This is a genomic window from Robinsoniella sp. (genome assembly GCF_034124845.1).
Map to the genome: position 1 here is coordinate 16,921 of NZ_JAWYAJ010000289.1, position 7,831 is coordinate 24,751.

General features: G+C 44.3%; 6 protein-coding genes. All 6 read left to right on the top strand.

What is annotated here, in order from left to right; all coding sequences use genetic code 11:
• A partial coding sequence (locus ACH2DQ_RS14360; protein ID WP_395027203.1) for an iron hydrogenase small subunit occupies positions 1-217 on the top strand: 217 nt, incomplete at its 5' end.
• A 101-nt stretch (positions 218-318) separates the two neighbouring features.
• On the top strand, positions 319-2,151 hold the full coding sequence (locus tag ACH2DQ_RS14365) for an NAD(P)-binding protein (protein ID WP_394915380.1): 1,833 nt from the start codon (positions 319-321) through the stop codon (positions 2,149-2,151).
• On the top strand, positions 2,145-3,878 hold the full coding sequence (locus ACH2DQ_RS14370) for an NADH-dependent [FeFe] hydrogenase, group A6 (RefSeq protein ID WP_395027205.1): 1,734 nt from the start codon (positions 2,145-2,147) through the stop codon (positions 3,876-3,878). Before ACH2DQ_RS14365 ends, ACH2DQ_RS14370 begins: the two co-directional genes overlap by 7 nt.
• Positions 3,879-3,982: 104 nt before the next feature.
• Positions 3,983-5,449, top strand: coding sequence for a stage IV sporulation protein A (gene spoIVA / locus ACH2DQ_RS14375; protein ID WP_394915382.1), 1,467 nt, complete (start codon positions 3,983-3,985; stop codon positions 5,447-5,449).
• A 238-nt stretch (positions 5,450-5,687) separates the two neighbouring features.
• Positions 5,688-6,428 (top strand): cell wall hydrolase, encoded by a 741-nt coding sequence (locus ACH2DQ_RS14380; RefSeq protein WP_394915383.1) that lies wholly within the window; start codon positions 5,688-5,690, stop codon positions 6,426-6,428.
• A 37-nt stretch (positions 6,429-6,465) separates the two neighbouring features.
• Positions 6,466-7,831: N-acetylmuramoyl-L-alanine amidase family protein (locus ACH2DQ_RS14385; protein ID WP_395027209.1), on the top strand; the 1,366-nt coding region annotated here is incomplete at its 3' end.

Sequence of the window (7,831 nt, forward strand, 5' to 3'; positions counted from 1 at the left end):
CATCGAGGTAATGGCATGCAGAAGAGGATGTATCATGGGAGGCGGTCAGCCTACCAGAGCAGGTGACCGTACGAAAAATGCCAGAGAAAGAGGCTTATATAATGCAGATAATATAACGATCATCAAGAAGTCGGATGAAAATCCGTTAATTGCACCGTTATACGATGGACTGCTGAAAGGAAAAGTCCATCAGTTATTGCATAATCAGGAAACGTAATCAGGTAAATAAATACAATTTGGGGCTGCCCGAAAGGGTTAGTCCCTCCTTGTGTTATTTAAATAACAAAAGAAAACTTAAGAAACGGAGATGGAAGAAATATGAGCAGGCTTAGTATTATTACTAGAAATCAGGCCCAGACCACAGTCGAAGAGCTCTACAAAGACCTGGAACGCAGAATCGTTGCCAGCCCTCCCGGATTGTGTCCGGTAGACCTGGCGGTGTCTTTCCTTAAGGTCTGTCATGCACAGACTTGCGGGAAGTGTGTTCCCTGCAGAGTAGGCTTAGGGCAGCTTCAATGTTTGCTGGAAGATGTTCTGGATGGCAAAGCAAAGATGGAAACGATTGATTTGATTGAAGAAACAGCAAGAAGCATTTATTATTCCGCAGATTGTGCAATTGGCTATGAAGCAGCGAATATGGTGCTAAAGGGAGTTCATGGATTCAGAGATGATTTTGAAGAACACATACTGCGTGGAAGATGTACCTGTGAGTTGAATCAGCCGGTACCATGTGTTGCCCTGTGTCCGGCGGGAGTAGATATACCCGGATACATAGCTCTTGTGGCCGAAGAACGGTATGCCGATGCGGTAGCATTGATCCGTAAAGATAATCCTATGCCTTCTGTATGTGCTTTGATCTGTGAACATCCCTGTGAGGCAAGATGCCGCAGGAATATGATAGATGATGCAGTTAATATCCGTGGACTTAAACGCTATGCAATTGATCATGCAGGTGATGTCCCGGTTCCGAAGCCGGCGAAAGCAACCGGTAAAAAGGTTGCAATCATTGGAGGCGGACCGGGCGGAATCAGTGCGGCTTATTATTTAGCTCTCATGGGACATGAAGTCACAATATATGAACAGAGAAAACAACTGGGCGGTATGCTTCGTTATGGAATTCCTAATTACCGGCTGCCGCGTACTGCTCTGGATAAGGAAATAGAGGAACTGTTATCTATCGGAGTCAAAGTTAAAACGGAAGTAACAGTTGGGGAAAATCCCAATATCGTCGATATCCGCAACCAGTTTGATGCGGTCTATATAGCAATCGGCGCTCATATTGATAAAAAGATCGGTATTGAAGGAGAAGAAGCAGCAGGAGTGGTATCTGCAGTGGAAATGCTAAGAAGTATCGGTGATAATGAAATGCCCGATTTTGACGGAAAAGACATTATTGTAGTCGGCGGCGGTAATGTGGCAATGGACGTTGCAAGGTCAGCCGTACGCCTTGGTGCGAAAAAAGTAAGAATCGTTTACCGCAGACGTATAGAAGATATGACTGCGATGCCGGAAGAAGTACAGGGTGCCATTGCAGAAGGGTGCGAGGTACTGGAACTTCAGGCACCACTTCGAATCGAACAGGATGAGGACGGAAATGCCTGTGCACTCTGGGTTCAGCCTCAGATTATCGGACTGGTACAAAGAGGAAGACCGGCACCGGCCACTGCTTCCCAGGAAGAAGTACGCCTGGACTGCGATATGGTAATTGTGGCAATCGGACAGGGTATTGAGTCCAAAGCTTTTGAAGAATATGGTATTCCCGTTAAACGCGGGGTTATTGAAGCCCTCAGCTGGAGCGGAATTAAAGATATACCGGGCGTATTTGCAGGCGGTGACTGCGTGACAGGACCGGCAACGGTAATCCGTGCAATTGCAGCCGGTAAAGTGGCTGCTGCCAATATCGATGAATACCTTGGATTTAAACACTCCATTAAATCAGATGTAGAGATTCCGAAAATCAGGCTGGACGACAGAAATGCCTGTGGACGAGTTACCATGAAAGAACGGGATGCTTCCGAGCGGAAAGATGATTTTGAACTGATTGAATGCGGCATGACTCATGAAGAAGCATGTCAGGAATCCAGAAGATGCCTGCGGTGCGATCACTTTGGATTTGGTGTATTTAAAGGAGGGAGGATAGAAAAATGGTAAATTTGACAATTGATAAACAGCAGATCGAAGCGGCTGAAGGCACTACCATTTTAGAAGCAGCTAGAAGTGCAGGAATTCATATCCCGACTCTGTGCTATTTAAAAGAAATCAATGAAATCGGAGCCTGCAGAGTCTGCGTTGTAGAAGTGGAAGGAATCACAAAGTTAGTGACTGCATGTAACAACGTGGTGGAAGACGGCATGGTAATCCATACCAACAGTCCCAAAGTCCGTAAAACCAGAATGACCAATGTAAAACTTATATTATCCCAGCATGACTGCAGCTGTCCTTCCTGTGTCAGAAGCGGAAACTGTAATCTTCAGAAAATTTCCAACGACCTGGGTATCTATCACATACCTTATCAGACGAAACTGTCCCATATAAAAGGGTCAAAGGAATTTCCGCTGCTTCGCAATTATGAGAAATGTATTAAATGTATGCGCTGTATTCAGGTGTGTGATAAGATTCAGAGTCTGAATGTATGGGATCTGGCAAATACCGGTTCCCGTACCACAGTAGACGTATCAGGTAACCGTACGCTGGAAGAGGCGGACTGTACCCTCTGCGGACAGTGTATTACCCATTGCCCGGTTGGAGCACTTCGGGAGAGAGATGATACAGACCGGGTATTTGATGCCCTGGCAGATCCGGATAAGATTACGGTAGTGCAGATTGCACCTTCCGTTCGTGCAGCCTGGGGCGAGCCTTTGGGACTGGATCGTGAATTTGCCACTGTAAACCGCCTGGTTTCAGCCCTTCGCAAGATGGGATTTGATTATATTTTTGATACAGACTTTTCCGCGGATCTTACGATTATGGAAGAGGCAAGTGAATTTTTGAAGAAAGTGGAAAACAAAGAGAAAGAAAAATTCCCCATGTTTACCTCCTGCTGTCCGGGATGGGTGCGCTTCTTAAAGGCACAATATCCGGATATGGTAGACCAGCTGTCCACCGCTAAATCGCCCCAGCAGATGTTCGGAGCAATGGCGAAGAGTTATTATGCGGACTTGCTTGGGGTAGATCCTTCCAGAATTTATTCCATTTCCATTATGCCATGTCTTGCGAAAAAGCATGAGTGCGCCATACCGACCATCAATGATGCCGGTGCCGGTCCGGATGTGGATGTCGTACTTACCACCAGAGAAGTAGACCGGATGATCCGCGCGGAACATATTGCGGCAAAAGAACTGGAAGAGGAAGAATTTGACATGCCACTTGGCATTGGTTCCGGTGCAGGTGTAATATTTGGTGCAACGGGCGGCGTTATGGAAGCAGCGCTTCGTACCGCTTATTACTTCGTTACCAATGAAAATCCGGATCCCGACGCATTTAAAGATGTCCGTGGTATGCAAGGATGGAAAGAAGCAACCTTTGATCTGGCTGGTACACCCTTGCGTGTAGCGGTTGCCAGTGGGCTTGGTAATGCCAGGGAGTTGATAAAGGCAATCCGAAAAGGAAAGGCTGACTACGACTTCGTAGAAATCATGGCATGCCCGGGCGGATGCTCCGGCGGCGGCGGCCAGCCAATTCAGGATGGAGAAGAGCTGGCGGAAGTGCGTGCGGCAAATCTCTATGGACTGGATCAGGTCAGCGATGTACGGTTCTCCCATGAGAATCCGTCTATTGTACAGTGCTACCAGCATTATTTGCAGCGTCCGCTGTCACATCGTGCCCATGAACTGCTGCATACCGATCATCACAGCTGGAAGATGCCGGGAGAAGAATAAAGCAGGTACTTTGCCAGAATTCATTTTGAAAAATGATACGATCAGTGATTCTATCATTGGCCCCCTCTGCATATACTATACCAGTATATAGAGGGGGTATTTTAATGGAAGAATTCAATTTATACAAAGATATACAAGCCCGTACCAGAGGTGAGATCTTCATCGGCGTAGTCGGGCCTGTAAGGACAGGAAAATCTACTTTCATCCGTAGATTTATGGAACTGATGGTATTGCCTGCGTTAAAAGAAAATGACAAGGCGATTGCAACAGATGAAATGCCAACCAGCGGTAAAGGACGTACTATTACAACGGTAGAACCGAAATTTATACCAAAAGAAGCTGCCAAACTGTCTTTATCAGAAGACGTGGATGTAAGAATGCGGCTGATCGACTGCGTAGGCTACATGGTAAAAGGTGCAGCCGGAATGGATGACAATGAGAAAGTCCGTATGGTGAAGACACCCTGGTCGGAAAAAGAAATTCCATTTACCCAGGCAGCGGAAATCGGAACGAGAAAAGTTATCCGTGATCACGCGACCATCGGATTAGTTGTTACCTGTGATGGAACATTTGGGGAAATACCAAGAGAGAATTATCTGGAACCGGAAAAACGTGCCATTACCGAATTGAAAAATATCGGGAAACCCTTCCTGGTACTGGTGAACTCGGAACGTCCTTACGGAGAAGAAGCAAAGCAGGCAGCCTCTTACATTTTTGATACTTATGGGGTTACGGCTATGCCGGTAAACTGCGAGCAGCTGAAAAAAGAAGATGTAACCAGAATCCTGGAACAGGTATTATACGAATTCCCATTGGTAAAAATAGAATTTTATGTGCCAAAATGGGTGGAGATGCTGCCAAGCGATCATGTAATCAAGGAAAGCCTGATTAAGAGCATTCGGGAAATCATGAAGAAAATGCAGCATATCCGGGATATTTCCAATGATGCACTGCAGATGGACTATGACTTTATCAATAACGTGAAGCTTGATGCGATTGAGCTGTCCCAGGGAACTGCCAAAGTCCGCATAGATCTGGACGATACATATTACTACGAGATGCTCAGTGATATGGCGGGAGTTCCGATCCAGGGCGAATACCAGCTTCTTGCTATCATTAAAGAACTTTCCCGGAAAAAGGGCGAATATGAGAAAGTAGAAAATGCCCTGGAGGCAGTCAGAAATACCGGCTATGGTATTATTACGCCGAAACAGGAAGAAATTGTTCTGGACGCTCCGGTAGTTATTAAACAGGGCAGTAAATTCGGCGTAAAAATCAAAGCAGCCAGCCCATCGGTACATTTGATCCGGGCTGACATAGAAACTGAAATTGCCCCCATTGTGGGCAGTGAGCAGCAGGCGCAGGATCTCATGTCCTTTATCAATGAAAACAGCGCCAAGGACGGAATCTGGAATACGAATATTTTCGGTAAATCAATTGAGCAGCTGGTAGACGATGGAATTCATACCAAGCTTGCCAAGATTGGAGAAGAGAGCCAGACGAAACTGCAGGATACCATGAAGAAGATTGTAAATGAGTCTAATGGAAGCCTGATTTGTATCATTATATAGGCTGTCAGCATATGCAGCGGCATTCGATTAATTTCGGATGCCGCTGTTTCTGTTCAGACAGTACTGTGCAGTTACTGGTCACGGAGTGTACAGTAACATGCGGCTGTTTCTGTCGAAATAGAAATGAAACAAAAAATTGACAAATACTAGCAGATGCTTTATAATATCTTCATATTCTTAATATAATCGTAATAAATATACGAGGGGTTCCACGGGGAGTTTCACGAAAGGAACGAGTATGAAAGAATTTAAAAGAATATTATCATTGGTTCTATTGTTTGTTTTACTGGCTTCACTGTCAATGGACAGCGAGGCAGCATGGAAACGCTACAAAGGAGACCGCTGGAAATTTACAGTTTCTTCCGAGAATACGGTCAGAAAAAAGTACGTGAAGAACAAATGGAAAAGAATTGATGGTAAATATTTTTACTTTGATTCCAAGGGATGGCTGAAAACCGGACGAATTAAGGTAAAGAAGAAATGGTATTATTGCGATTACGAGAAAGGGCGTATTTCGAACCAATGGGTAGGAGACTACTACTATGGCAAGAATGGAGTTATGGTCAGGAACCAGTGGGTGGGTATGTATTATGTCGGTAAAAACGGCAAAAAAGTTCCTGGAAAAATTCGGAATACAAAAGATGTACGGCTGTTGTCTGCAATCACTTATCTGGAAGCAGGGAATCAGTCCTATGAAGGAAAACTGGCTGTGGCGAATGTGATTTTAAATCGGGTCCATGACAGCAGTTTCCCGGATACGATACAGGAGGTCGTATATCAAAGCGGGCAGTTTACGCCTGCAATGAATGGAATGCTGAGCTGGATGTTAGAAAGCGGTCAGGCTGTGCCATCCGAATGTATCAAGGCTGCAAAAGATGCTCTTTCGGGAGTGAATAATGTACCTGGATATCTGTATTTTACAACTGGAGTATGGGGACCGTTAAAGATCGGTGACCATTATTTCCGCAGAACTTATTAACATCGTATGATGAAGATTGCACAGGGAGATTTTACAAGTGAAAAAAAAGATATTAACAGCTGTCGCAGTGATGTTCGTCGCATTTATCGTAACTCAGCCATTGAATGCGAAAGCGGATTGGAGACAGACTGCAAAAGGGAATTACTATTATATTAGTAATGGTGAAAAATTAAGAAACCGCTGGATCGGCGATTACTATGTCAACTCAAAAGGCATCATGGTAAAAAATAAGTGGGTCGTAAGCAACGGGAAAAAGTATTTTGTGGGGGCAGATGGAAAATGGATTCCTAATTTCCGCAAGGGTTGGTATCAGATCGGAAAGAAATGGTACTATTACACCAGTTCCGGTAAAATGAAGACTGGGTTTTTTACAGTTAAAGGGAAAAAATACTATTGCAACAAAAATGGTATCATGCTTACCGGTCTGCGTAAGATCAGTGGAAAGCGATATTACTTTGACAGCAGCGGAGCGATGAAATTTGGTTTCCGGACCATAAAAGGGAACCGGTATTATTTCCGTAAGACCAATAAAGACGGTTATGCATTTACAGGTCTGCGTAAAATGGGCGGAAAATATTATTTATTCTCTGCAACCGGTGTGATGCAAAAGGGCTGGCAGACGGTTAACAATGCACAGTATTACTTCCAGAGCGATGGTAAATCAGCTACAGGATGGCAGAATATCAGCGGAAATACATATTATTTTACTAGTAACGGCATTATGGTAAAGGGCTTGCAGAATATTGAAGGTGCTTTGTATTATTTTGGTGATAATGGAATAATGTATAAAAGTACAACAATAACCGTGAATGGAGTTACCTATCAGGTTGATTCCAGCGGAAAATGTAATCAGAATGTAAATGATCCAAGCGGCGGCGGGTCAGTGTCCCAGGAAATGTTATTCTTTACGAAATATGAATCCGGGCCGGAGGCTTATGGACAGACTGGGGGAGACAATGGAAATGCCTGTGGAAAGTATCAGTTTGATTATCGCTATTCCCTGCTTCCATTGGTAAAATACTGTTATTCCAAAGATCCAATTACGTTTAAAGAATTTCAACCATATGCGGCGTATGCTGTTACCGATAAAAATAAGGCAAAGCTGAAAGGTAACCAGAAATTTTTCCGGGCATGGAAGACTATATACGCCAGAGCACCTAAAATCTTTGCTGCATATCAGGATGAATTTGCAAAACAGGAATACTATGATGAAACAGAAAGATACCTGATGAATATGGGCATTAACATTAAGTTCCGCCCTGATGTGGTAAAAGGAAGTGTATTCAGCTACTCAATCCAGCATGGAGCCTATTCGGCTGCTCTTGCAGTGAAGGCAGCCGGAATCACGAATGGGACGTCGAACAGAAGCTTTATTAATAAAATATATAAATATCGCATTCAGT

Coding starts and splice junctions, on each gene's coding strand:
- spoIVA (WP_394915382.1), top strand. CDS start 3,983: ATGGAAGAATTCAATTTATACAAAGATATACAAGCCCGTACCAGAGGT.
- ACH2DQ_RS14380 (WP_394915383.1), top strand. CDS start 5,688: ATGAAAGAATTTAAAAGAATATTATCATTGGTTCTATTGTTTGTTTTA.
- ACH2DQ_RS14370 (WP_395027205.1), top strand. CDS start 2,145: ATGGTAAATTTGACAATTGATAAACAGCAGATCGAAGCGGCTGAAGGC.
- ACH2DQ_RS14365 (WP_394915380.1), top strand. CDS start 319: ATGAGCAGGCTTAGTATTATTACTAGAAATCAGGCCCAGACCACAGTC.